This is a genomic window from Streptomyces cinerochromogenes (assembly GCF_014648635.1).
Taxonomy (GTDB): Bacteria; Actinomycetota; Actinomycetes; order Streptomycetales; family Streptomycetaceae; genus Streptomyces; species Streptomyces cinerochromogenes.
This window is the reverse complement of sequence record NZ_BMRM01000025.1, coordinates 24471-45974: the sequence shown is the minus strand read 5'-3', so window position 1 is coordinate 45974 and position 21504 is coordinate 24471. Positions and strand designations below refer to the sequence as shown.

General features: G+C 72.4%; 21 protein-coding genes and 1 riboswitch. Of the genes, 5 read left to right on the top strand and 16 right to left on the bottom strand.

Going from position 1 to position 21504, the window contains the following annotated elements; all coding sequences use genetic code 11:
* Nucleotides 1-68 precede the first annotated feature (68 nt).
* The 4 genes from IEZ20_RS35140 to IEZ20_RS35125 form a co-directional block, all read right to left on the bottom strand.
* Nucleotides 69-209, bottom strand: a complete 141-nt coding sequence (locus IEZ20_RS35140) for an SCO1431 family membrane protein (RefSeq protein WP_189306340.1) — start codon at nt 207-209, stop codon at nt 69-71.
* A gap of 184 nt (nt 210-393) precedes the next feature.
* The gene (locus tag IEZ20_RS35135) at nt 394-1758 is read right to left on the bottom strand and encodes a C39 family peptidase (protein WP_189306338.1); all 1365 of its coding nucleotides are present in this window, start codon (nt 1756-1758) and stop codon (nt 394-396) included.
* 145 nt (nt 1759-1903) lie between these two features.
* Entirely contained in the window at nt 1904-3430 is a 1527-nt protein-coding gene (locus IEZ20_RS35130; RefSeq protein WP_229896424.1) for an amino acid permease, read from the bottom strand.
* A gap of 53 nt (nt 3431-3483) precedes the next feature.
* Nucleotides 3484-4440 (bottom strand): hypothetical protein, encoded by a 957-nt coding sequence (locus IEZ20_RS35125; protein WP_189306334.1) that lies wholly within the window; start codon nt 4438-4440, stop codon nt 3484-3486.
* Between the two features lie 263 nt (nt 4441-4703).
* On the opposite strand from IEZ20_RS35125, the gene IEZ20_RS35120 reads away from it, so the two are divergent.
* Nucleotides 4704-5330, top strand: coding sequence for a uridine kinase family protein (locus tag IEZ20_RS35120; protein ID WP_373304035.1), 627 nt, complete (start codon nt 4704-4706; stop codon nt 5328-5330).
* 429 nt (nt 5331-5759) lie between these two features.
* Nucleotides 5760-7643, top strand: coding sequence for an AAA family ATPase (locus IEZ20_RS35115; protein WP_189306332.1), 1884 nt, complete (start codon nt 5760-5762; stop codon nt 7641-7643).
* Here the strand turns inward: IEZ20_RS35115 and IEZ20_RS35110 are convergent.
* The 9 genes from IEZ20_RS35110 to IEZ20_RS35070 form a co-directional block, all read right to left on the bottom strand.
* Entirely contained in the window at nt 7640-8776 is a 1137-nt protein-coding gene (locus tag IEZ20_RS35110; protein ID WP_189306330.1) for a hemolysin family protein, read from the bottom strand. The genes IEZ20_RS35115 and IEZ20_RS35110 overlap by 4 nt on opposite strands.
* A complete protein-coding gene (locus tag IEZ20_RS35105; RefSeq protein ID WP_189306328.1) occupies nt 8773-10107 on the bottom strand; it encodes a hemolysin family protein in 1335 nt (444 codons plus the stop codon). The genes IEZ20_RS35110 and IEZ20_RS35105 overlap by 4 nt, the downstream gene beginning before the upstream one ends.
* A 164-nt stretch (nt 10108-10271) precedes the next feature.
* On the bottom strand, nt 10272-10739 hold the full coding sequence (locus tag IEZ20_RS35100) for a PH domain-containing protein (RefSeq protein WP_189306326.1): 468 nt from the start codon (nt 10737-10739) through the stop codon (nt 10272-10274).
* 16 nt (nt 10740-10755) lie between these two features.
* Nucleotides 10756-11604 (bottom strand): ATP phosphoribosyltransferase, encoded by an 849-nt coding sequence (gene hisG, locus IEZ20_RS35095; protein WP_189306324.1) that lies wholly within the window; start codon nt 11602-11604, stop codon nt 10756-10758.
* Nucleotides 11605-11656: 52 nt separating this feature from the next.
* A complete protein-coding gene (locus tag IEZ20_RS35090) occupies nt 11657-11929 on the bottom strand; it encodes a phosphoribosyl-ATP diphosphatase (RefSeq protein ID WP_189306322.1) in 273 nt (90 codons plus the stop codon).
* Nucleotides 11930-11963: 34 nt separating this feature from the next.
* Nucleotides 11964-12449: a 6,7-dimethyl-8-ribityllumazine synthase gene (ribH, locus tag IEZ20_RS35085; protein ID WP_189306320.1), complete on the bottom strand. Its 486-nt coding sequence runs from the start codon at nt 12447-12449 to the stop codon at nt 11964-11966.
* Between the two features lie 23 nt (nt 12450-12472).
* Nucleotides 12473-13774, bottom strand: coding sequence for a bifunctional 3,4-dihydroxy-2-butanone-4-phosphate synthase/GTP cyclohydrolase II (locus IEZ20_RS35080; RefSeq protein ID WP_189306319.1), 1302 nt, complete (start codon nt 13772-13774; stop codon nt 12473-12475).
* The gene (locus tag IEZ20_RS35075) at nt 13771-14412 is read right to left on the bottom strand and encodes a nicotinamide mononucleotide transporter family protein (RefSeq protein ID WP_189306317.1); all 642 of its coding nucleotides are present in this window, start codon (nt 14410-14412) and stop codon (nt 13771-13773) included. Before IEZ20_RS35075 ends, IEZ20_RS35080 begins: the two co-directional genes overlap by 4 nt.
* A complete protein-coding gene (locus IEZ20_RS35070) occupies nt 14409-15014 on the bottom strand; it encodes a riboflavin synthase (RefSeq protein ID WP_189306315.1) in 606 nt (201 codons plus the stop codon). Before IEZ20_RS35070 ends, IEZ20_RS35075 begins: the two co-directional genes overlap by 4 nt.
* Nucleotides 15015-15174: 160 nt before the next feature.
* Nucleotides 15175-15305, bottom strand: a riboswitch (FMN riboswitch).
* Nucleotides 15306-15660: 355 nt separating this feature from the next.
* Here IEZ20_RS35070 and IEZ20_RS35065 point away from each other — a divergent pair.
* Nucleotides 15661-16413: an SDR family oxidoreductase gene (locus IEZ20_RS35065; RefSeq protein WP_189306313.1), complete on the top strand. Its 753-nt coding sequence runs from the start codon at nt 15661-15663 to the stop codon at nt 16411-16413.
* A gap of 183 nt (nt 16414-16596) precedes the next feature.
* Nucleotides 16597-16968, top strand: a complete 372-nt coding sequence (locus IEZ20_RS35060; RefSeq protein ID WP_189306311.1) for a hypothetical protein — start codon at nt 16597-16599, stop codon at nt 16966-16968.
* Nucleotides 16969-16981: 13 nt separating this feature from the next.
* Here the strand turns inward: IEZ20_RS35060 and IEZ20_RS35055 are convergent, their stop codons facing one another.
* Entirely contained in the window at nt 16982-18262 is a 1281-nt protein-coding gene (locus tag IEZ20_RS35055) for an ROK family transcriptional regulator (protein WP_189306309.1), read from the bottom strand.
* Nucleotides 18263-18381: 119 nt separating this feature from the next.
* On the opposite strand from IEZ20_RS35055, the gene IEZ20_RS35050 reads away from it, so the two are divergent.
* Nucleotides 18382-19593 carry an MFS transporter gene (locus tag IEZ20_RS35050; RefSeq protein ID WP_189306307.1) on the top strand — a complete coding sequence of 404 codons (1212 nt, stop codon included), beginning with the start codon at nt 18382-18384 and terminating at the stop codon, nt 19591-19593.
* On the opposite strand, the gene IEZ20_RS35045 is transcribed toward IEZ20_RS35050, so the two are convergent.
* Both IEZ20_RS35045 and IEZ20_RS35040 read right to left on the bottom strand, forming a co-directional pair.
* Nucleotides 19553-20011, bottom strand: a complete 459-nt coding sequence (locus tag IEZ20_RS35045; RefSeq protein ID WP_189306305.1) for an acyl-CoA thioesterase — start codon at nt 20009-20011, stop codon at nt 19553-19555. The two genes, IEZ20_RS35050 and IEZ20_RS35045, sit on opposite strands and share 41 nt — an antisense overlap.
* 107 nt (nt 20012-20118) lie before the next feature.
* Entirely contained in the window at nt 20119-21378 is a 1260-nt protein-coding gene (locus IEZ20_RS35040; RefSeq protein WP_189306303.1) for an alginate lyase family protein, read from the bottom strand.
* Nucleotides 21379-21504: the final 126 nt, after the last annotated feature.

Genomic DNA, 21504 nt, shown 5'->3' with positions numbered 1-21504 from the left:
GACCCTGGTCTAGGCGCGACGGGACGTCCGCAGTATGTCAGAACAAGCCTCGCGCGTGAGCGGTCGGTTCAGAGCAGTCCGAGCTGGGTCACGAGCATCGCCAGCACCGCGACGAGGACCCATCCCATGACGTGCTCGACGATCTTCGGGCCGTCCTCCCGGGGGCCGCCGGTGCGGACGCGGGAGGCGGTGGCGGGGTGTGCGGTCATGCTGTCACTCGCAGAGGTGATCGGACGTACAGAAGCAGGGATCGGACGTGCGGAACAGGACTCCCCCACTCCCTTCTTCCACCTTGCCACCCGCGCGGGCGTGCGCGGTGATGAGCTTGGTCACACGCGTCCGCGCCGCACACCTCCGCCACACACCCGCGGTGGGCTCCCCCGGCATCCGCTCTCAGTGCACGCCCACCGCGGCGAGCGCCTTGCGCTGGTGCGGGGTCGGGTGAGCGGGGAAGTAGAGGTAGCAGACCCCTCCGGTGCCGGAGACGACCTTGCCGGAGGCGTTGTACCGCTTGGTCCTGAGCCAGATGTTCTCCCACTCGCGCCGCTTGTAGACGCGCCGCACCGTCTCGTCGCTCGGCGAGGCGGGATCGCCCGCGATCACGTCCCCGTCCGCGGTGAAGCCGATGACCGTCATCAGGTGGCCGGAGGTGCCGTAACCCGCGCCCGTCAGCTCGTTCTTGAGGAACGACTGCGACGTTATGGCCGGGATTCCGGCCGCGATCAGCGTCTCCAGGTCGGTGAGGGAGGCCAGCCGGGTGACCACGCCCTGGAGGCCCTCGAAGGTGGCCGCGTAGGCGGCGTTGAAGGGCCAGTTGCCGCAGCCCTGGTACTGGTGGTCGTAGGTGAAGCGGGCCGCGTGGCACACCTGCGGGTCGGCGTAGGACGGATCCACCCAGGACAGCTGCTCCGGGGTGAGCCGGCCGCCCCAGTACTCGATGACCATCTGCGAGGAGGTGGGGCTGCACCAGGCCTCGCCGCCGTTGTCGTACTCGGGGTACTGGCCCTTGTGGATCTCCTGGGAGTAGCGCGGTACGGCCAGTTCCTGGGCGAGGCCGGGGGCGGAGGCCGGGACCGTGAACCGGTCGGGGATGTCGGAGCCCATCGCGCCGAGCCGCCAGACGGTCGGGGTGAGCCGCGTACCGGGCCGCCGGTAGAGGGTGAGGCGCAGCCGGTACGAGGACAGGCGCAGGCCGGTGCCCGCGTCGTCGATGGCGAAGGTGTCCGTCCAGACCGTGCTCCTGCCGTCGGTCTGGTCGTCCACCGAGGTCCGCTTGATGTCCTGGTCGCCGGCCGCCCAGCGGCCCATCACGTACCAGGGCGTGTCGGTGCCGTCGGAGTACGTGCCCCGCAGCTCGACCTGGAGCCAGGTGCCCTCGGGGGTGTGCGCGTTCCAGGAGGCGATGACCTCGGTCGCGGGCACGGTGAGCCGGTGCACCGGGGAGGTCCAGGTGGCGTACTCCCAGGTGGCGGTGGTGCCGGTGTGCGGGTCCGTGTAGTCGGTACGGCCGGCGGGGGCGCCGATCACGATGCCGGGGCGCCGTCCGGACACCGCCCGCGCGCCCTGGGCGGTGCCGCAACGCCAGTCGCGGTACGTCGTCCAGGCGTGGTAGTCGATCGGGCGGGCCGGTGCCTGGCCGGGGTCGTCGGCGGCGGAGTGCGGTGCGGCGGCGGCCACGGGGGCCGCGGTGCCGGTCACCGCCGCGGCGACGGCCACGGCCAGAACGGTTCTGCGGGACGGCTCTTGGGCTCTGCTCATGGGCGCGACGACCCCCAGGGTGTCCGAAGCGGGCTGGTCCGGTGCGGTAACTATGGAGCAGGCCGGATTCCGCTGCCAGCACTTCGGCGCATGCCGCGGCACGAATATTGGTCTCGGCCAATGGCGGGGGCCCTGCCCGGCACGGTCAGACGAGGTCCATCGCCGCCACCTCGTCGGGGCGTCCGTAGCTCACCGGTCCCTGGAAGCGGCGGCGGGCCGTGGCGAACCACCACACCGTGGCCACCAGCAGGACGACGGCGAGGGCGATCGGCGCGTAGTTGAAGGAGTCGACGGTGATCGGCGAGGCCTGCGGCAGCATGAAGAGGAGGCTGCTGAGCAGGATCCAGGTCACCGCCAGCCAGCCGATCGGCCTGCCCCAGCGGCCCAGGTGCCAGGGCCCGGGCTGGAACGCGTCACCGAGCCGCAGCCGCAGAAAGATCGGCACGGCGTAGGCGAGGAAGAGCCCGACCACGTTGACGCTGACGATCGCGGTGAACGCCGTGTGCGACCACCAGCCCGGCACCACCAGCGCCAGCGAGCAGGCGACCGCGAGCCACACCGCCTTCACCGGCGTACGGGTGCGCAGCGAGACCGAGTGCCACCAGCGGGAGCCGGGCATGGCGCCGTCCCGGGAGAACGCGAAGATCTGCCGGGTGTTGCTGGTGAGGTTGGCCAGACCGCAGAAGAGCATCGCGCCGATGACGATGAGGAGCATCACCTTGGCCACCCCCAGGCCGAGGCCGTCGACGAGGATCTGGACGGGCGGCGCCGCGGCACCGGCCACCTCGGCGTAGTCACCGATGCTGTAGACGAGCGCCAGCATCAGGACCAGGCCGGCGACCGCCGAACAGCCGATGGCGCGGGTGATGCCCTTCGGCGCACTGACCGTCGCGCGGACCGTTTCCTCGGACATGTGGAAGCTGCCGTCGAACCCGGTGAACGTCCAGCTGGTGACCAGCAGGCCGAGCATGCCGCCGTAAAGCCCGCTCGCAAAGCCGGTGTTGTTCTCGAAATGCGTCACGAAAGACGCGGACTGGTGATGATCGGGCATCACTGTGAGTGCGCCCACGATCACGACGAGTCCGATCAGCAGCCACCACACGGAAATGCGGTTCAGTACGGCGACGAGCTGCACGGTATAAGTGTTGGCGAGTCCCTGCAGGACGATGACGAGGGCTGTGATGAGGACCGTCTGGTGGGCGGTCGGCCGGTAGGACGGCCACTGCAACTGCACGAACACCTGGATGAAGGTGGCGGCGGCGTAGCCGGTGGCGGCGGTGCCGCCGATCTGGCCCACGAAGTTCAGCCAGCCCGTGAACCACGACCAGGCACCTTTGTGCCGCTTGGCGAGTTTTCCCGCGGAGAAATACAGGGCGCCGCTCGTCGGGTAGGCGGAGGCGACTTCCGCCATGGCCGCCCCGATGAGCAGCACCATGAGCGAGACGCCGATCCAGCCGAACACGAGAATGCGCGGGCCGCCCGCGTTCATGCCGAATCCGAAGGACGAGAAAATACCGGAGAGGATATTGATGATGGTGAAGGAGATCGCGAAGTTGTCGAATGCCTGGAAGCGTCGGGTCAGTTTCCGCGGATAACCCATCGCGTGCAGGGTGGCGTCGTCGTCGAGCACGACGGAGTCCGCCGCGCGGGCCCGTGGCCGGGGGGTCGACATCCGTTCCGACACAGATCGGCCTTTCTCTCGGTGGGGGGAGGGGGACGAGCGGGTCAGGCGGGCCCCGGGACGGGCAGGCCGCAGGCGCGCCGGGCCCGGGAGAGCTGTTCGGCGGGGTCGCCGAAGGCGCTCCAGGGCATGCGGGACGCGTACGGGCCCATCGCGGTGAAGACCGCCCGGGCCTCGAACTCGCGCCGGCCCATGACCAGCGCGTGCCCGAGGTAGGCCAGGTCGAGCACCGGGGTGAAGCGGTAACCGGCCACCGTGGGAAGCCAGTTCTGGTAGATCGCCAGCGCGGTGGAGCGCCACTGGGGCTGCTCCCAGACCCGGTCGGCGAGCAGCTGGGTGGGGTTGTAGCTCTCCACCAGGGCGACCAGGGGCAGCAGCCGCAGGGCGGAGTCGGCGGGCGCCCGCTGGCTGAGGAAGGCGGCGACGTCCCAGGCCGCGGTGACCGAGCCGCCGTAGCGCGTGAAGAAGCAGGACAGGAAGCGGTGGTGGGCCTCACGGTGCCAGGGGTCCAGGGACAGGATGTGCGCGAACAGGCGCCAGGGGCCGGACGGGGCGGTGAGCAGGCCCTGCGGGGCGGGGTCGCGCAGCCGGTGCAGCCGGGCCATGGCGAGCCGGGCGACCCAGGGGGTGGGGTCCGCGGGGGCCGCTTCGGCGGCGCGGTCGCAGGCGGTCAGCGCGATCCGTTCCAGCACCTCGGCGCGGTCGTCGCGGGCGTCGGCGGCCCGCAGTGCGCGCTGCACGGCGACCCGGGCCCACATCAGCGCCGCCTCGGGCGTGGGTTCCTCGGCGAGCCAGCGTTCCACCAGGTCGCTGCCGGCCGCCTCGGAGGCGAGCACCAGGGAGCGGTGGGCGCGCAGGGCGAAGTCGGAACGGGTCTCGGCGAGCGCCTCGTGGGCGTATCGATAACGCCCGGCCCGCACGTCGACGCATACGCTCGCCAGGACGCGGTCGTCGGCCGCCGGATGCCATACGTACTGCCCGTCGAATAACTCCGCGGCCATGTCCCCCTGCCTACTCCCCGTTCGACGCATCACGTTGCGCAGGAGGCACCTTACTCAGCGTGGGGCACACCTGGAACGCCGAATTCGACATATCGGTCACGGGATTCAGAATGTTTATTCGGTATCATTGACTGGCCGCCAGCCGGTGGTTCAAAAGGCGACTACTGCTGGACTGTTTCACGGAAAACCCACACACCGGACCACCAGCCCCGCCGCCGACACGACATCCGCGGCACCACACCCGCAACACCGACACCCCGGGAATCACCATTCACGACCTCGCCGCCCGGCTGCACGGACTCCCTCCCTCCCTGGGACCGGTCCGGCTGATCGCCGTCGACGGGCACGCCGGCTCCGGGAAGTCGACCTTCGCCGGACGGCTGGCGCGGGCCCTGGGCGGGGCTCCGGTGCTCCATCTCGACGACATCGCCAGCCACGAACAGCTCTTCGCCTGGACCGGCCGGCTCATGACCCAGGTGATCGAGCCGCTGGCCCGCGGCGAGGACGCGCACTACACCCCGTACGACTGGCGGGCCCGCGCCTTCGGCGACCCGGTCCCGCTCCCGCCCGCACCCGTCGTCCTGATCGAGGGCGTCGGCGCCGGCCGGTCCGCCCTGCGGCCGCACCTGGCCCGGCTACTGTGGATGGAGCTGCCCCGGGAGGAGTCCTGGACGCGCGGCCGACGGCGGGACGGCGCCGAGCAGCACGCGTTCTGGGACGGCTGGGTCGCGGCGGAGCGAGCGCACTTCGCCGCCGACCCTTCACGCCCCCACGCCGATCTGCTGGTGCTGCAGCGACCGGAGGGATACGAGGTGCTGCCGGGGCCCGGAGCGACTCCCGATGTCGGACAGATTGTCACTCAGCGTGACGGGCCGTCCCGGATGTGGTGAAGCGGTGAAGACCCCCGTGGGGGAACTTCTCCGAGTGCTCCAACTTCGCTTGACCCGGGAGCCGTACAGGTCTTACGTTCTCAATGTGCGGCTTTCGGAGCCGCCCACTCACGCGAAGCCCCCGGTTGTTCCCCCGTGACCGGGGGCTTCGTTCTGCCCGGGACACGGTTTCCCGGGCACCCCGCGCACCGGTTCTCTCACCCTCGGTCACGAAACGCCGTGCGCCCCGTCTGCTCCCACCTCGCCGAACGGCCCGTGCGGCACCCTTCGGCCCGTGCGGCCACGCGGGTACGATGCCCTCGGTGCGACCTTCGGGCGGCTGCCTCGCGCACCTGCAACTCCGGTCCGCGGCACAGCGGTTCGACCGCGGCGGCCGCCGGGCGACTGCCCGGTGGTGAACCACGGGGACACGGTTTGTGGGGGGACGTGATGGACTTCGGCACGCAGGGCCCCGAGGCCCCGGCCGACCTCGCCTGGCTGCGGGGCGTGGACGCCTACACGATGGGCGCCTACCCGCAGGCGGAGGAGGAGTTCCGCACCGCGGTGCGGATCGACCCGGGCATGGCCGACGGCTGGCTCGGACTGCACGCGCTGCGGGTCGACACGACCACCGCGCTGCTGCGGATGTTCCGCCACCGCGACCGCTTCGGCGAACAGCGCACCCGGCACCGCCGCGCCCTCAACTCCTGGTACTGGCTGGGGTGGTGGGTGCAGCCGGTGCTGGAGAGCCCGCGCGACCTGCTGCTGGCGCACGCCTCCCACTGGCTGGACGGCCGGCACGTGCCCGAGCTGGACCGCGCGCTCGCCGGGCTGCCCCCGGTCGACGCCGACCCGCAGGTCCGCTTCCTGCACGCCTGCCGCGCCTATCTGGTCAAGGACTGGGAGCAGTTGGTCCGGCACACCGACCCGCTGCTGGACGACACGTTGCTCGGCATCGAGGCCGGACTGTTCGGCGGCATGGCCCGGGTCCGGCTGGAGATGTACGGCCAGGCCGAACCACTGCTGGCGGCGGCGCTGATGCGGTGCCGCAGCGAGCAGCCGCAGCGCAAGGAGCTGCGGTACTGGCTGGCGAGGGCCCACGAGGGAACGGGACGGTCGGCCGCCGCGCTCCCCCTGTACCGGGCGGTGCACCGGGTCGACCCGGCTTTCATGGACACCTCCGCCCGGCTCGCCGCGATCGCCGAGGGCGACGGGTACGACGAGACGGCCGGCCTCGCCGCGATCACGCTGACCGGCGCGGGGCAGGACACGGTGGACGGACCGGACGGGTTCGATCCGCTGTTCGGCACGGAGGGCCGGGACCTGCGGCTGCCCGAACCCGATCTGCCGACCGGCCCGCTGCCGTCGGTGACCGACCCCTCGGTACGGACGAAGACGGGTGTGCCGGGGGTGCCCGGGATGTCCGCCTCGCCGATCCCGACCGGCCCGACGGACCCCGCGTTACTCGAACAGGCGCTCGCGGAGCTGGAGCGCATGGTGGGCCTGGAACCGGTCAAGCGCCAGGTCAAGGCGTTGTCCGCGCAGTTGAACATGGCGCGGCTGCGGGCCGGTCAGGGGTTGCCGGTGCAGCCGCCCAAACGGCACTTCGTCTTCTCCGGGCCGTCGGGGACGGGCAAGACCACGGTCGCGCGGATCCTCGGCCGCGTCTTCTACGCCCTGGGGCTCCTGGGCGGTGACCACCTGGTGGAGGCGCAGCGGGCCGACCTGGTCGGCGAGTACCTGGGGCAGACGGCGGTGAAGGCCAACGAGCTGATCGACTCCGCGATCGGCGGGGTGCTCTTCGTGGACGAGGCGTACGCGCTGTCCAACTCCGGGTACGGCAAGGGGGACGCCTACGGCGACGAGGCGCTGCAGGTGCTGCTGAAGCGTGCCGAGGACAACCGGGACCACCTGGTGGTGATCCTCGCCGGCTACCCGGAGGGCATGGACCGCCTGCTCGCCGCCAACCCCGGACTGTCCTCGCGGTTCACCACCCGGGTGGACTTCCCCTCCTACCGGCCGCTGGAGCTGACCGAGATCGGCAAGGTGCTCGCGGCGGAGAACGGGGACCTGTGGGACGAGGAGGCGCTGGACGAGCTGCGGTCCATCGCCGGGCACGTGGTCGACCAGGGGTGGATCGACGAGCTGGGCAACGGGCGGTTCCTGCGGACGCTGTACGAGAAGAGCTGTGCGTACCGGGATCTGCGGCTGTCGACGTACCCGGGGGCCCTGTCCCGGGAGGACCTGGCGACCCTGCGGCTGCCCGACCTGATGCAGGCCTACGGGGAGGTGCTGTCGGGGCGGGGGCCGCAGGATCCGTCGTCCTACAGCTAGGCCATCGCGCCGGCCTCCTCCGGTTCCCCGCTCGCCCTCGGTTCGCTCGTCCTCGGTCCGGTCGCCCTCGGTCCGGTCGCCCTCGGTCCGGTCACCTTCGTCTCGGGCGCCTCCCGGTGCGCGGGGTCGCGGACCTCGCCCACCAGCATCTCCAGCACGTCCTCCAGCGCCACCAGGCCCAGGACCCTGCCGGTCGCGTCGGCGACCTGGGCGAGATGCGTGGCCGCACGGCGCATGACCGTCAGGGCGTCGTCCAGGGGCAGCTCGGCGCGGAGGGTGGCCATGGGGCGCCACACCTGCTGGGGGACGGCCCGGTCGGAGTCCTCCAGGTCGAGGACGTCCTTGACGTGCACGTACCCCATGAAGGGGCCCTTCTCGGTGGCCGCGACCGGGAAGCGGGAGTAGCCCGTGCGGGCGGTCAGCTCCACGATCTGCCCCGGGGTGACCGAGGGCTCCACCGTGACCAGGGACTCGCGCCGCAGCAGGACGTCCGTCACCGGGCGGGAGCCCAGTTCCAGGGCGTCCTCCAGGCGCTCGCGCTCCTCCGGGTCGAGGAGGCCCGCCTGGCCGGAGTCCTCCAGCAGGCGGTTGAGCTGCTCGGTGGTGACGACCGCCTCCACCTCGTCCTTCGGCTCGACCCGGAACAGCCGCAGGATGCCCTGGGCGCAGGCGCCGAGGGACGCCGTGATGGGCCTGCACAGACGGGCGAACCAGACCAGGCCCGGGCTGAGCCACAGCGCAACCTTCTCCGGGGCGGCCATGGCGAGGTTCTTCGGCACCATCTCGCCGATGACCAGGTGGAAGAAGACCACGGCGGCCAGGGCGATGACGTAGCCGAGGGGGTGGATCACGCCGTGCGGCAGGTGGATCCACTCGAACACCGGCTCCAGCAGGTGCGCCACCGTCGGCTCGGCGACCGCGCCGAGCGTCAGGGAGCAGACGGTGATGCCGAACTGGGCCGCGGCCATCATCTGCGGCAGCCGTTCGAGGCCGTACAGCACCTGGCGGGCCCGGGCGGTGCCGAGCGGTTCGACCTGGCTGCGGCGGACGGAGACGAGCGCGAACTCGGCGCCGACGAAGAAGCCGTTGGCGAGCACGAGCAGCGCGGCGAAGACCAGTTGCAGGACGCTCACCGGGCGGCCTCCATCACGTTCGCCACCGGAGCCGTCCTGACCAGGCGGACCCGTTCGGCGCGGTAGTGGCCGACCTGGCGGACCGAGAGCCGCCAGCCGGGCAGCTCGGCCCGGTCGCCGGGGGCCGGGATCCGGCCCAGCAGGTCGGCGACCAGCCCGGCGACGGTCTCGTACGGCCCCTCGGGCACGTCGAGGCCTATGCGCTGCAGGATGTCGACGCGGCAGCTGCCGTCCGCGTCCCAGGCGGGCCTGCCGTCCTCGGGCGGGGCGGGGGCCAGCTCGGGCATGTCCTTGGCGTCGTGCTCGTCGCGGACCTCGCCGATCAGCTCCTCGACGATGTCCTCCAGGGTGACCACGCCGGCCGTGCCGCCGTACTCGTCGACGACGACCGCGATGGGCTGCTCGGAGCGGAGCCGGGCGAGCAGCGGCTGGACCGGCAGGGTCTCCGGGACGAGCAGCGCCTTTCGGGCGATGCGGGTCACCGGGGTGCGCAGGCGGTCGTGCACGGGGATCGCCAGCGCGTCCTTCAGATGGGCCATGCCGACGACGTCGTCGATCTTCTCCCGGTAGACGGGGAAGCGGGACAGGCCGGTGGCCCGGGTGAGGTTGACGACGTCCTCGGCGGTGGCCGAGTCCTGCAGCGCGCTCACCTTCACGCGCGGGGTCATCACGTGCTGCGCGGTCAGCTCGCCCAGGGACAGGGTGCGGACGAACAGGTCGGCCGTGTCCTGCTCCAGGGCGCCGGCCTGGGCGGAGTGCCGGGCCAGGGAGACGAGCTCGCCGGGGGTGCGGGCGGAGGCCAGCTCCTCGGCGGGTTCGACGCCGAGGGCGCGGACCAGCCGGTTGGCGACCGTGTTCAGCGCGGAGATCACCGGGCGGAACAGGCGGGAGAAGCGGGCCTGCGGGCCGGCGACGAAGCGCGCGACCTGCAGGGGCCGGGACACCGCCCAGTTCTTGGGTACGAGCTCGCCGATCACCATCTGGATCGCGGAGGCCAGCAGCATGCCGACGACCACGGCGATGCCGGAGGCGGCGCCCCGGGGGACGCCGAGCGCGCCGAACGGGCCGCGCAGCAGCGCGGCCAGGGCCGGTTCGGCGAGCATGCCGACGACCAGGGAGGTGATGGTGATGCCGAGCTGGGTGCCGGAGAGCTGGAACGACAGCTCCTTCAGCGACTCCACGACCCGGTGGGCGCGGCCGTCGCCGTCGGCGGCGGCCTGCTCGGCTTCCGGTCGCTCGACCGTCACCAGGCCGAACTCCGCCGCCACGAAGAATCCGTTGGCGAGGATCAGCAGGAACGCCGCTCCGAGGAGCAGCAGGGGGATGGTCACGCTGCCACCGCCTTCCCGTGATGTCGGGCAGGGGTGGCGCAGGTACTACAGGACGATCCGTCCATCGCTGGAGGGAGTCACTCCTCGGGTAGCAGGAGCCCCTGGGCACCGGGCGGTGCGCAGGGGCGGAGGCGCAGCGAACAGGCCTCCGCCCACCAGATTAATCAAGATCTGGGTTCGTGCGGCAGGGTGGACGGCGCCGAGTGGGCCTCGACGAGCGCGCGCAGGGCCCTGGCGTCGGCGATGGCCCGCTGCTTGGCGATGCCCGGCTGGATGCCGAGCGCGGCCAGGCTGGTGCCGTCACCGAGGTCGAGGAAGACCCACGGGTCGCCCGGCCGGAGGTTCACGCGGAGGATCTCCGCCCAGGCCAGACGCCGCTTGCCGGCGATGTTGACGACGGTGACACCGGAGTCGTCGGCGACCACCTTCACCCGGGCCAGCCGGGCCAGCGCCCAGAAGATCAGCGCCCCGGTGACGGCGAAGGTCAGCCGCGAGCCCGGGCCGATGTCGAGCAGCAGCGCGATCCCGGATATCACCACGAAGATCGCGACTCCGGCGGTGAGCAGGATCGCCCGGGTGTGACCGGGCCGGAAGGTGACGGGGAGGTCGGGCAGGGGGGTCGGGTCGGACATCGGTCGGCGTATCCCTCTACAGGCGGCAGGCGTGGATGGCCGTGGTCAGGATGGCGCGGGCGCCGATGGCGTAGAGGTCGTCCATGATCCGCTGTGCCTCCTTGGCGGGGACCATGGCGCGGACCGCGACCCAGCCCTCGTTGTGCAGCGGGGAGACGGTCGGGGACTCCAGGCCCGGGGTGAGGGCGACGGCCTTCTCCAGCTGCTCGACCCGGCAGTCGTAGTCCATCATCACGTACGTCCGGGCGACCAGGACGCCCTGGAGGCGGCGCAGGAACTGCTGGACCTTCGGCTCCTCGGCGTCGGCGCCGGTGCGGCGGACGACGATCGCCTCGGACTTCATGATCGGCTCGCCGAAGACCTCCAGGCCCGCGTTGCGCAGGCTGGTGCCGGTCTCCACGACGTCGGCGATGACCTCGGCGACGCCCAGCTCGATCGCGGTCTCGACGGCGCCGTCCAGGTGGACGACGGAGGCGTCGACGCCGCTGTCGGCGAGGTGGCCCGCGACGATGCCCTCGTAGGAGGTGGCGACCGTCTTGCCCTTGAGGTCCTCGATGCCGTTCGCGGTGCCGGGCTTGGCGGCGAAGCGGAAGGTGGAGCGGGCGAAACCGAGCGGCAGGATCTCCTCGGCGTCGGCGCCGGAGTCGATCAGCAGGTCACGGCCGGTGATGCCGATGTCGAGGCGGCCGGAGGAGACGTAGATCGCGATGTCGCGGGGGCGGAGGTAGAAGAACTCGACCTCGTTCTCCGGGTCGACGATGCGCAGCTCTTTGGACTCGCGCCGCTGCTGGTAGCCGGCCTCATGCAGCATCTCCGCCGCAGGGCCGGACAGTGAACCCTTGTTGGGGACGGCGATGCGCAGCATGAGGTCGGCTTCCTTTGCTCGTTCTCTACGGGAGGGGGTGCGGGGGTGCGGCTTACAGGTGGGCGTAGACGTCGTCCAGGGAGATGCCCCGGGCGACCATCATCACCTGGACGTGGTACAGCAGCTGCGAGATCTCCTCGGCGGCCGCCTCCTTGCCCTCGTACTCGGCGGCCATCCAGACCTCGGCGGCCTCCTCGACGACCTTCTTGCCGATGGCATGGACGCCCTTGCCGACCAGCTCTGCGGTGCGGGAGGTGGCGGGATCGCCGTGGGCGGCCTTCTGCTGCAGCTCGGTGAAGAGCTGCTCGAACGTCTTCTTGGACATGGTGAGCCCCACCCTACGCGGTGCGGGCGACTCCCTAGTGCCAGGGTTCGGATACTGAGCGGAGCGTGGCCGCCGTCGCCACCGCGGCGGTCACCGCCTCGTGGCCCTTGTCCTCGTTCGAGCCCTCCAGGCCGGCCCGGTCCAGGGCCTGCTCCTCGGTGTCGCAGGTGAGCAGACCGAAGCCGACGGGGACGCCGGTCTCGACGGAGACCTGGGTGAGGCCCTGGGTGACGCCCTGGCACACGTAGTCGAAGTGGGGGGTGCCGCCCCGGATGACGACGCCGAGGGCGACCACGGCGTCGTAGCCGCGGCCCGCGAGGACCTTGGCGGCGACCGGCAGCTCGAAGCTGCCGGGGACCCGGATCAGGGTCGGCTCGTCGATGCCCAGGTCGTGCAGGGCGCGCAGGGCGCCGTTCACCAGACCGTCCATCACCTTCTCGTGCCACTGCGCCGCGATGACCGCGACCCGCAGGTCGCTCACGTTGCGTACGGACAGCTCCGGTGCACCCTTGCCGCTCACGTCTCTCCTCAGTGCTTTCTTGCTTACTGGTTGCCGCAGGTGGCCGCGGACGCCGGTACGGCGGGCGTGTCCAGCCAGGGCAGGTCGTGCCCCATCCGGTCCCGCTTGGTGCGCAGGTACCGGAGGTTGTGCTCGCCGGCCTGGACGGGCATCGGCTCGCGGCCGGTGACCTTCAGGCCGTGGCGCAGCAGCGCGTCGGTCTTGTCGGGGTTGTTGGTCATCAGCCGGACGCCGCGCACGCCGAGGTCGGCGAGGATCCGCGCGCCGGCGCCGTAGTCGCGGGCGTCGGCGGGCAGGCCGAGTTCGAGGTTGGCGTCCAGGGTGTCGTGGCCCTGCTCCTGGAGCTCGTAGGCGCGCAGCTTGGACAGCAGGCCGATGCCGCGCCCCTCGTGTCCGCGCAGGTAGACGACGACGCCCCGGCCCTCGGCCTGGATGCGTTCCAGGGCGGCGTCCAGCTGGGGGCCGCAGTCGCAGCGCAGGGAGCCGAAGACGTCGCCGGTGAGGCATTCGGAGTGGACGCGGACCAGGACGTCCTCGCCGTCGCCGATCTCGCCGTGGACGAGGGCGACGTGTTCGACGCCGTCGACGGTGGACCGGTAGCCGTAGGCGGTGAAGGTGCCGTGCCGGGTGGGCAGGCGGGTCTCGGCCTCGCGGCGGACGGTGGGCTCGCTGCTGCGGCGGTAGGCGATCAGGTCCTCGATGGAGATGATCGTCAGGCCGTGCTTGCGGGCGAACGGGATCAGTTCGGGCAGCCGGAGCATCCGGCCGTCCTCGCCGGCGATCTCCACGATGGCGCCGGCCGGGCGGAGCCCCGCGAGCCGGGCGAGGTCGACGGCGGCCTCGGTGTGGCCGTTGCGGGTGAGGACGCCGCCGGACCGGGCGCGCAGCGGGAAGACGTGGCCGGGGCGGACGAAGTCGGCCGGCTCGGCCGTGCCGCTCGCGAGCAGCTGGAGCGTGGTGGCGCGGTCGGAGGCCGAGATGCCGGTGCTCACACCGTGAGCGGCGGAGGCGTCCACGGAGACGGTGAACGCGGTCTTCATCGACTCGGTGTTGTCCTCGACCATCTGCGGCAGCCGCAGCCGGTCCAGTTCCCCGCCCTCCATGGGAGCGCAGATCAACCCGCGGCACTCGCTCATCATGAACGCCACGATCTCGGGGGTCGCCTTCTCGGCGGCGATGACGAGGTCGCCCTCGTTCTCCCGGTCCTCGTCGTCCACGACGACCACCGGGCGGCCCGCGGCGATGTCCGCGATGGCCTGCTCGACCGGGTCGAGCGCGAAGTCCTCGGTGTCGGCGGGGTCGTACAGCAGCGGTGCCGAGGTCATGCCGGCGCTCCTTCCAGTGCGGGCTGCGGGCCCCGGCGGGAGCGCAGCCACCAGTCGCGCATGCCCCACAGGACGAGTGCGCCGTAGATGACGTAGACGAAGCCGGAGAAGGCGTAGCCGTTGGCGAAGTTGAGGGGGACGCCGACGAGGTCGACGAGCAGCCAGGCGAACCAGAACTCGACCATGCCCTTGGCCTGGGCGTACATCGCGACGACGGTGCCGACGAAGATGTAGGCGTCGGGCCAGGGGTCCCAGGACAGCTTCGGGTAGGCGGTGAACAGGAGGGCGACGGCGACCGTGCCGACGGCGGCCGCGGCGAGCATGAGGCCGCGCTCGCGCCAGCTGGCGAAGCGTACGGTGATCCGGCCGTCGTCGGCCGTGCCCCGGCCGCGCTGCCACTGCCACCAGCCGTACAGCGCGACGGCCATGACGACGGCCTGCTTGCCGGCGCTGCCGGTCAGATGGCCGTAGAAGGCGGCGAAGAGGACGAGGCCGGAGAGGAACTGGAGGGGCCAGGTCCACAGGGAGCGGCGCCAGCCGAGGGCGAGGGTGATGAGGCCCAGGATGTTGCCGATCATGTCCGACCAGATGATGTGCTGGCCGAAGAGGGTGAACGCCTCGGAGTTCATCCAGGTCACTTGCCGGCCCCCTGCCCGGCCGCGAGCAGCCGCTCCACGTACTTGGCGATGACGTCCACTTCGAGGTTGACCGGGTCGCCGGGCTGCTTCACGCCGAGCGTGGTGAGGGCGAGGGTGGTCGGGATGAGGCTGACGGTGAAGTGGTCGGGGCCGGCGTCCACGACGGTGAGGCTGATGCCGTCGACGGTGATGGAGCCCTTCTCCACGACGTACCGGGAGAGCTGCGCGGGAAGGGAGATCTTCACGATCTCCCAGTTCTCGGAGGGTGTGCGGGCCAGGATCTCGCCGGTGCCGTCCACGTGTCCCTGCACGATGTGACCGCCGAGACGGGCGCCGACGGCGGTGGGGCGTTCCAGGTTGACGCGGGAGCCCACGGTGAGCGCGCCGAGGCTGGAGCGGTTCAGGGTCTCGGCCATGACGTCGGCGGTGAACTCGTCACCCTCGTGCTCGACGACCGTGAGACAGACCCCGTTCACGGCGATGGAGTCGCCGTGCTGCGCGCCCTCGGTCACGACGGGGCCGCGGAGCCGGAAGCGGGAGGCGTCGCCGAGGTTCTCGACGGCGGTGACCTCACCCAGCTCTTCGACGATTCCGGTGAACACTTCCCGGGTCCTCCTGCCTCTTGGGGCACGGACTCCGGGGCCTGTCGATGACGACAGAATCTACGGATGAGCACACACCGGGGCGTCGCCGGAACGGACGCGTCCGCGCACGGACACGTCCCGATACGGCGGCGCGCACACGGATACGCATGCCCGCCCGCCGCGCACTGCCTCCCATCCGGACTTTAACCGTCGGTCCAGGAATTTCACCTGGTCAACCGGCCGCTGGAAGCGACCGGGTCGCGGACTGTAACCGCCGGTTCGGACTTTCACCGACCCCGGAGTGCGCTGCTTCTGGTACAGGGCCAGTGTGCCACGACCGGTACTCGTCCATGGGGGTGACGGGTGTGGGCTCGCTCACAGTCCGTGCCGTCGGTCTCGCGCCCCGCAGCCGCGCCGGTCAACTGCGCGGTGGGACGGGAGTGTTGAGCGCGGTCCGGACCATTGACCGTACTGGTCTAGTCCTTTTAGGGTGCGGGCGGGCCCGGTGGCGGTGACGACGGCCCTTGCCCGCCGCCGGGCCGCCAAGGCGGTCCCCCGAGAAAATCCGCCGCGTGATGTCACGTTTCCGGGGCTCCGGCCGGTCCCAGTGGACGAAGGGCGCTCCAGCGGGGAGCGTCCGGTGTCCGAAGGGACGGAGAACGGCATGACCACGATCCTGGTGACCGGCGGAACCGGCACGCTCGGCCGGCTCGTCGTCGAGCGGCTGCGGGCGGACGGGCACGAGGTCCGGGTGCTCAGCCGGCGCACGCCGCCGTACGCCGTCGACCTGCGTACGGGCGGTGCCGGCCTGGACGCGGCGCTGGCCGGCGCGGAGACGGTCGTGCACTGCGCCAGCTCGCCCAGGGGCGGCGACGAGCAGGCGGCCCTGAACCTGCTGGCGGCGGCCCGGCGGGCCGGGGTGGGCCATCTGCTGTACATCTCGATCGTCGGCGTCGACCGGGTGCCCTTCCCCTACTACCGGACCAAGCTCGCCGTGGAGCGGATGGTCGAGGAGTCCGGGCTCGGCTGGACCGTGCTGCGGGCGACGCAGTTCCACGACCTGGTGGTCACGCTCCTCCAGGGCCTGGCCAAGTCGCCGGTGCTGGCGGTCCCGGCGGGGGTGCCGGACCAGCCGGTCGAGGTCGCCGAGGTGGCCGAGCGGCTGGCGGAGCTGGCACTCGCGGCTCCGGCCGGGCGGGTGCCGGACCTGGGCGGCCCGCAGGTGCGGACGTTCGACTCGCTGGCCCGCGCCTATCTGCGGGCGACCGGCCGGCGCCGCCCGGTGGTGCGGGTGCCGCTGTTCGGGAAGGTGTACCGGGCCTTCCGCGCGGGCGGGCACACGGCGCCGGAGAGGGCGGTGGGCAAGGGGACCTTCGAGGAGTACCTGGAGCGGAGGTTCGGGCAGGGGGCACGCTGACGGGCGGACCGGTGCCAGGCCGGGCAGGGGCACGCTGACGGACGGACCCGTGCCAGTCCGGGCAGGGGCACGCTGACGGACGGACCCGTGCCAGTCCGGGCAGGGGCACGCTGACGGACGGACCCGTGCCAGTCCGGGCAGGGGCACGCTGACAGGCGGGCCGGTGCCAGTACAGTCACGCGCATGACGGCACCGGTGATCCGCGCGATCGAGTGGGACGGGACGGCGTGGGACGACCCGTCCGCGGAGCAGATCCACGATCTGCTGGCGGACATGAGTCTGACCTGGCGGTTCGTCATCGTGGAGCGGCTGGACCGGGAACCGGTCGACCAGCACTACATCCAGGTGTACCTCAACGACGACCTGAGCTACCGGGTGGAGTACCGCGAGGGCGGTCCGGACCGGCACTTCCAGGCCCATGTGCCGCGCGAGAACGAGGCCTTCGCCGTCGAGCCGGTGGCCGAGGTGGTGCAGGCCTGGGCCTTCGGGCGGCCGGGCTGGCGGGAGGCGCTCGCCTGGGTCCCCTGGCGGCCGGAGGAGCAGCTCCGCCCCTGACTCCCCCGGGGGCTCACACCCCGGACCGCTCCGGCGGCGCGAACAGCTCGTCCTGCGCCCGGTCCCGGGCGGTCAGAAGCGCTCCGCGCAGTACGGCCGTCCCGCCGAGGGTGCTCGCGCGCACCTCGGTGACCAGCGGCGACATCCGGCGCAGCCGCTCCTCCACCAGCCCGGCGAGCACCGCGCCCCCGGCCTGCCCCACCTCCCCGCCGAGCACCACACAGCCGGGGTCGAGCACGGCCACCACGGAGGCGACCCCGACGGCGACCCGGTCGGCGAGGGCCCGCAGGAAGCGGGCGGGGGCGGCACCGGCCGCGGCGGTGGCCACCGCTCCCACGGGCACGTCGGTCACCGCAGGGACGTCGGCCACCGCCCCCCGCACCACCTCGGCCGCCCCGGGCCCGTCGGCCGTGGCCGGGGCCGGCAGGCCGTGTTCCCCCGCCAGGGAGACGACCGCCGCGGCGCCAGTCAGGGAGTGGAAGCCGCCGGCGCAGTCGCCGGCCGAGGGCAGGGTGTCCGTGCCCGGTACCGGCAGGAAGCCGATCTCGCCGGTGCCGCCGGAGGCGCCGCGGCGCAGGGTGCCGTCCAGGACGACCGCGGCACCGACGCCGTGGCCGAGCCAGAGCAGGACGAAGGTGTCCCGGTCCCGCGCGGCGCCCTCGCGCTGTTCGGCCAGGGCGGCCAGGTTGGTCTCGTTCTCCACGGTGACCCGGGCGCCGGGCAGCCGCTCCTGCAGGGTGGCGGCCAGGCTGCGGTGCCAGGCGGGCAGCCCGGCCGAGTCGCGGAGGTCTCCGGTGGCCGGGTCGATCAGGCCGGGCGCGCCGATGCCGACGGTGTGCAGCCTCCCCCACCCCCCGGCACCCTCGCGCGGGGGCGCCCCCATGGCGCCGGCCTCCTTCACGGCGTTCTCCACCGCGGTCACGGCCTGCTCGACGGCGGGTCCGGTCCCGGTGTCCCCGTCGATCGGCACGGACGCCTCCGCGAGCACCCGCCCGAGCAGGTCGGAGACGAGGACGAGGACGCCCTCGGTGCGGACGTCGAGCGCGGCGAGGTGGGCGCGGTCGGCGACGATGCCGTAGAGCCGGGCGTTCGGGCCACGGCGCTGTGCGCCGGACTCGCCGACCACGGTGATCAGTCCGGAGGCCGTGAGCCGGTCGACCAGGTCGGCGACGGTCGGCCGGGACAGTCCGGTCAGCTGCTTCAGCTGCCCTGCCGTGAGCGGGCCTTCCTGCTGCAACAGCCGCAGGGCCAGCCGGTCGTTGATGGCCCTGGCGGTGCTGGGTGATGCGGGCATGACGGGATCCTCCCAGATCGCCGACGCGGTGGTCCCTATCTATCAGGCAGGGTTCCTGATAGTTTACGGCGCAGTCGCGAGACGCCGGTGCCGGGCGCGCCCGGGGAGGGGACAGGATCATGAGAGACGTGACGCACGCGCCAGGCGGGGTCAGGCGCGCCCGGTACGCCGTGGCGGCCGTCTTCGCGGTGCACGGTGCCGTGACCGGTTCGTTCGCGACCCGGGTGCCGTGGATCCAGGACCACGCCTCGCTCGGTGCGGGCCAGCTGGGGTTCGCGCTGGCCTTCACGGCCTTCGGCGCCTCCTGCGCGATGCCGCTGGCCGGCCGGATCAGCCACCGCTTCGGCAGCCGCACGGCACTGCGCGGCCTGCTCGCGCTGTGGACGCTCTCCCTGGTGCTGCCGTCGGTCGCGCCGAACCTCGTCACGCTGTGCCTGGCGATGTTCGTCTACGGCGCGAGCGCGGGCATGGCCGACGTCGCGATGAACGCGCTCGGCGTGGAGGTGGAGCGGCTGCTCGGGAAGTCGATCATGTCGGGGCTGCACGGCATGTGGAGTGCGGGCGCGCTGGTCGGCTCGGCGGCCGGCACCCTCGCCGCGCACCTCGGTGCGGACGCGCGCCTGCACTTCGCGCTCGCGGCGGCCACGCTCACCCTGCTGGGCTTCACGGCCTGCGCCTGGGTGCTGGACCTCCAGCCGGCCGAGGACGACGAACCGCCGCCGCGGTTCGCGCTGCCGCCGCGCTCCGCGCTGCTGATCGGCACGGTCGGCTTCTGCGCGGTGTTCGCGGAGGGCGCGAGCCTGGACTGGTCGGCGGTGTTCCTGCGGGACCGGCTGGAGAGTTCGGCCGGACTGGCGGCGGCCTCCACGACCGGGTTCATGCTGACCATGGCGGTCGCCCGGATCGCCGGGGACGCGGTGGTGAACCGCTTCGGCGCGGTCCGCACCGTACGGGCCGGCGGTGTCCTCGCGGGGCTCGGCGGGCTGCTGATCGTGCTCGCCGGGCATCCGGCGGTGGCGATGGCGGGGTTCGCGCTGATGGGGCTCGGCATCGCGGTGGTCGTACCGCTGTGCTTCGCGGCGGCCGGGCACGCCGGCCCCAACCCCAGCCAGGCCATCGCGGGCGTGGCGACCATCACCTACACCTCGGGGCTGGTCGCCCCGAGCCTGATCGGCGGGGTGGCCCAGGCCACCAGCCTGGTGGTGTCCTTCGGGGTGGTGACGGCGCTGGCGTGCGGGCTCGCGGTGTGCGCGGGCGTGCTGCGCACCGCCGAGCGCGGGCGCGGGGAGGTCAGCCGGCGGGCCTCAGCAGTTCCCGACCCGCGGCCCTGAAGGTCTCGGTCCAGGGCGCGGGACGCATGGTCGCCGGGTCCAGCCGGACCAGCACGCGGGTGCCCCGGGCGTAGGTCTCGGTGCCGTCGGCCGAGCAGAACCGGAAGCCGTAGGTGAGCCCGGTGGTGCCCAGTCGCTCCAGCCAGAGGTGGACGGCGTAGGTACCGGGGCGGGTGACCGGGGCCTCGTAGGTGATCCGGAGTTCCTTGACCGCGTTGCAGGCGTCGCCGGCCGCCGCCCAGTCGCCGTCGAAGCGGACGCCGTGCTCGTTCCACAGCTCCGTCCAGGCGCGTTCGACCATGAGCGGGTAGCGGGCGTTGTGCAGCAGCCCGAGCGCGTCGAGGTCGTCGAAGTGGACGGTGACGGGCATCAGCCGGCCGTGGGAGACGGCGGGGGCGATCGGGGCTTCGGCGGTCACGGAAAGGGCTCCTGGGCGGTGCGGGAGGGGTGGTGACACCCCCGTACACCACCATACTAAGCGACCGCTCAGAAGCCCGGCCGGGAAGCCCCCCAGGTCAGCGGGGGTCAGCCCGCTATCGAGTCCAGCTGCTCGGCGGCCGGCCGCAGCGCCCAGAGGTCTCCGCCGGGCGGCGCCTCCACCTTCGCCAGCGCCGCCCGGGCCGCCGGGGCGCCGGCGTCGGCCGCCGCGTGCACGACGTCGGTGGCCGCGTACCGGTGGAACTCCAGCTCGGGGTGGGGCCAGGCGGCGGCTCCGGTCGCGGCCGGCAGCAGGTAGTCGACCGCCTTGGACAGGCTCTGCCCGTCCGGCCCCGTGTGGCGCCAGAGGTTCACGCCCACGTGCCGGCCGATGGCGGCGAGCCGGGTGTGGGCGACCAGGTCGAAGGCGGAGTAGTGCCAGCTGCGGGTGCGGGCGAGTTCCTGCGGCTGGCCGCCGTCGGCCGCGATCTGCGGGTCGATCCGCTGTGCGCGGGCGTCCAGCACGGTCCGCCGGGCGAGCGCGGTGTCGCCGGTGGCGTAGGCGAGGGCGGCGAGCTGCATGTCGTAGAAGGTGCCGTGGTTGTTGGCGGCGGCACCCTCCTGCCTGCCGAAGTCGCTGTTCCTCAGCCAGCCCAGGAAGTCGGTGTTCCACTGCTTCGTCGCGGCCCTGTCGTGCGCCGTCCAGCCCGGGGCGCCGGCGGCGAGGATCGCCTGTGCGTCCAGGACGCCGGTGTAGGACTGCGCGAAGTCGATGATGCCGATGGCCCGGCCGTCGTACCGGCAGGGGATGAACTGGGCGTGGTCCAGGTCGGGGTTCATCCGGGTGGCCGGGTCCAGGAACCAGGTGCGCAGGATCCGCCCGGCCTTCTCGGCGTAGCTGCGCCTGCCGGTGTAGTACCAGGCGAGGGCGAGGTCGTACGTCGCGTCGAAGACCTTCTCCGCGTCCTGCCGGTCGGTCCCGCTGTCGACCTCCGGATTGCGCCGGCCGTCACGCTGGACGTACGGGCAGCCCCAGGGGTTGTCGGCGGTGGGGGCGGTGGTGGGCCACCAGTAGGGGGCCTGGCTGAGGTACTCGTGGACGTCGCCGCCGGGGGCCGGCCTGGGCTTGTCGACGACCGTCCAGGGGCCCTGGTCCAGCCAGCCGTCCGCCCGTGCGGTCAGGTCCGCGAGGGCGCGGCGCAGGCGGGGGTCGCGGTCCAGGCGGGCGCGGGTCTGCTGGAGGCGGGTGCCGTCGAGGACGGCGGTGCGCGGCACTTCGGCCGGTGCCGCGTGGGCGGAGGGGACGAGCAGGGCCGCGGAGGCCGCGACGACGGCGAGGAGCGCGGCCGCACGGGGTCTTCCACTCACTGGGCACTCCGATCTCCGATCACACACGATCAGGCGCACGATCAGATACGTGAACGTGGTTCATGAGCAGGACCGTGTGAGCGTAGAGCCGCCGACTACCCCTGACAATGGTTCGGACCGGCTTCA

Bases quoted from the DNA above. Each gene is read 5' to 3' on its own strand.
- IEZ20_RS35140 (WP_189306340.1), bottom strand. From the start codon at position 209: ATGACCGCACACCCCGCCACCGCCTCCCGCGTCCGCACCGGCGGCCCC.
- IEZ20_RS35135 (WP_189306338.1), bottom strand. From the start codon at position 1,758: ATGAGCAGAGCCCAAGAGCCGTCCCGCAGAACCGTTCTGGCCGTGGCC.
- IEZ20_RS35130 (WP_229896424.1), bottom strand. From the start codon at position 3,430: ATGTCGACCCCCCGGCCACGGGCCCGCGCGGCGGACTCCGTCGTGCTC.
- IEZ20_RS35125 (WP_189306334.1), bottom strand. From the start codon at position 4,440: ATGGCCGCGGAGTTATTCGACGGGCAGTACGTATGGCATCCGGCGGCC.
- IEZ20_RS35115 (WP_189306332.1), top strand. From the start codon at position 5,760: ATGGACTTCGGCACGCAGGGCCCCGAGGCCCCGGCCGACCTCGCCTGG.
- IEZ20_RS35100 (WP_189306326.1), bottom strand. From the start codon at position 10,739: ATGTCCGACCCGACCCCCCTGCCCGACCTCCCCGTCACCTTCCGGCCC.
- hisG (WP_189306324.1), bottom strand. From the start codon at position 11,604: ATGCTGCGCATCGCCGTCCCCAACAAGGGTTCACTGTCCGGCCCTGCG.
- IEZ20_RS35090 (WP_189306322.1), bottom strand. From the start codon at position 11,929: ATGTCCAAGAAGACGTTCGAGCAGCTCTTCACCGAGCTGCAGCAGAAG.
- IEZ20_RS35080 (WP_189306319.1), bottom strand. From the start codon at position 13,774: ATGACCTCGGCACCGCTGCTGTACGACCCCGCCGACACCGAGGACTTC.
- IEZ20_RS35065 (WP_189306313.1), top strand. From the start codon at position 15,661: ATGACCACGATCCTGGTGACCGGCGGAACCGGCACGCTCGGCCGGCTC.
- IEZ20_RS35060 (WP_189306311.1), top strand. From the start codon at position 16,597: ATGACGGCACCGGTGATCCGCGCGATCGAGTGGGACGGGACGGCGTGG.
- IEZ20_RS35055 (WP_189306309.1), bottom strand. From the start codon at position 18,262: ATGCCCGCATCACCCAGCACCGCCAGGGCCATCAACGACCGGCTGGCC.
- IEZ20_RS35050 (WP_189306307.1), top strand. From the start codon at position 18,382: ATGAGAGACGTGACGCACGCGCCAGGCGGGGTCAGGCGCGCCCGGTAC.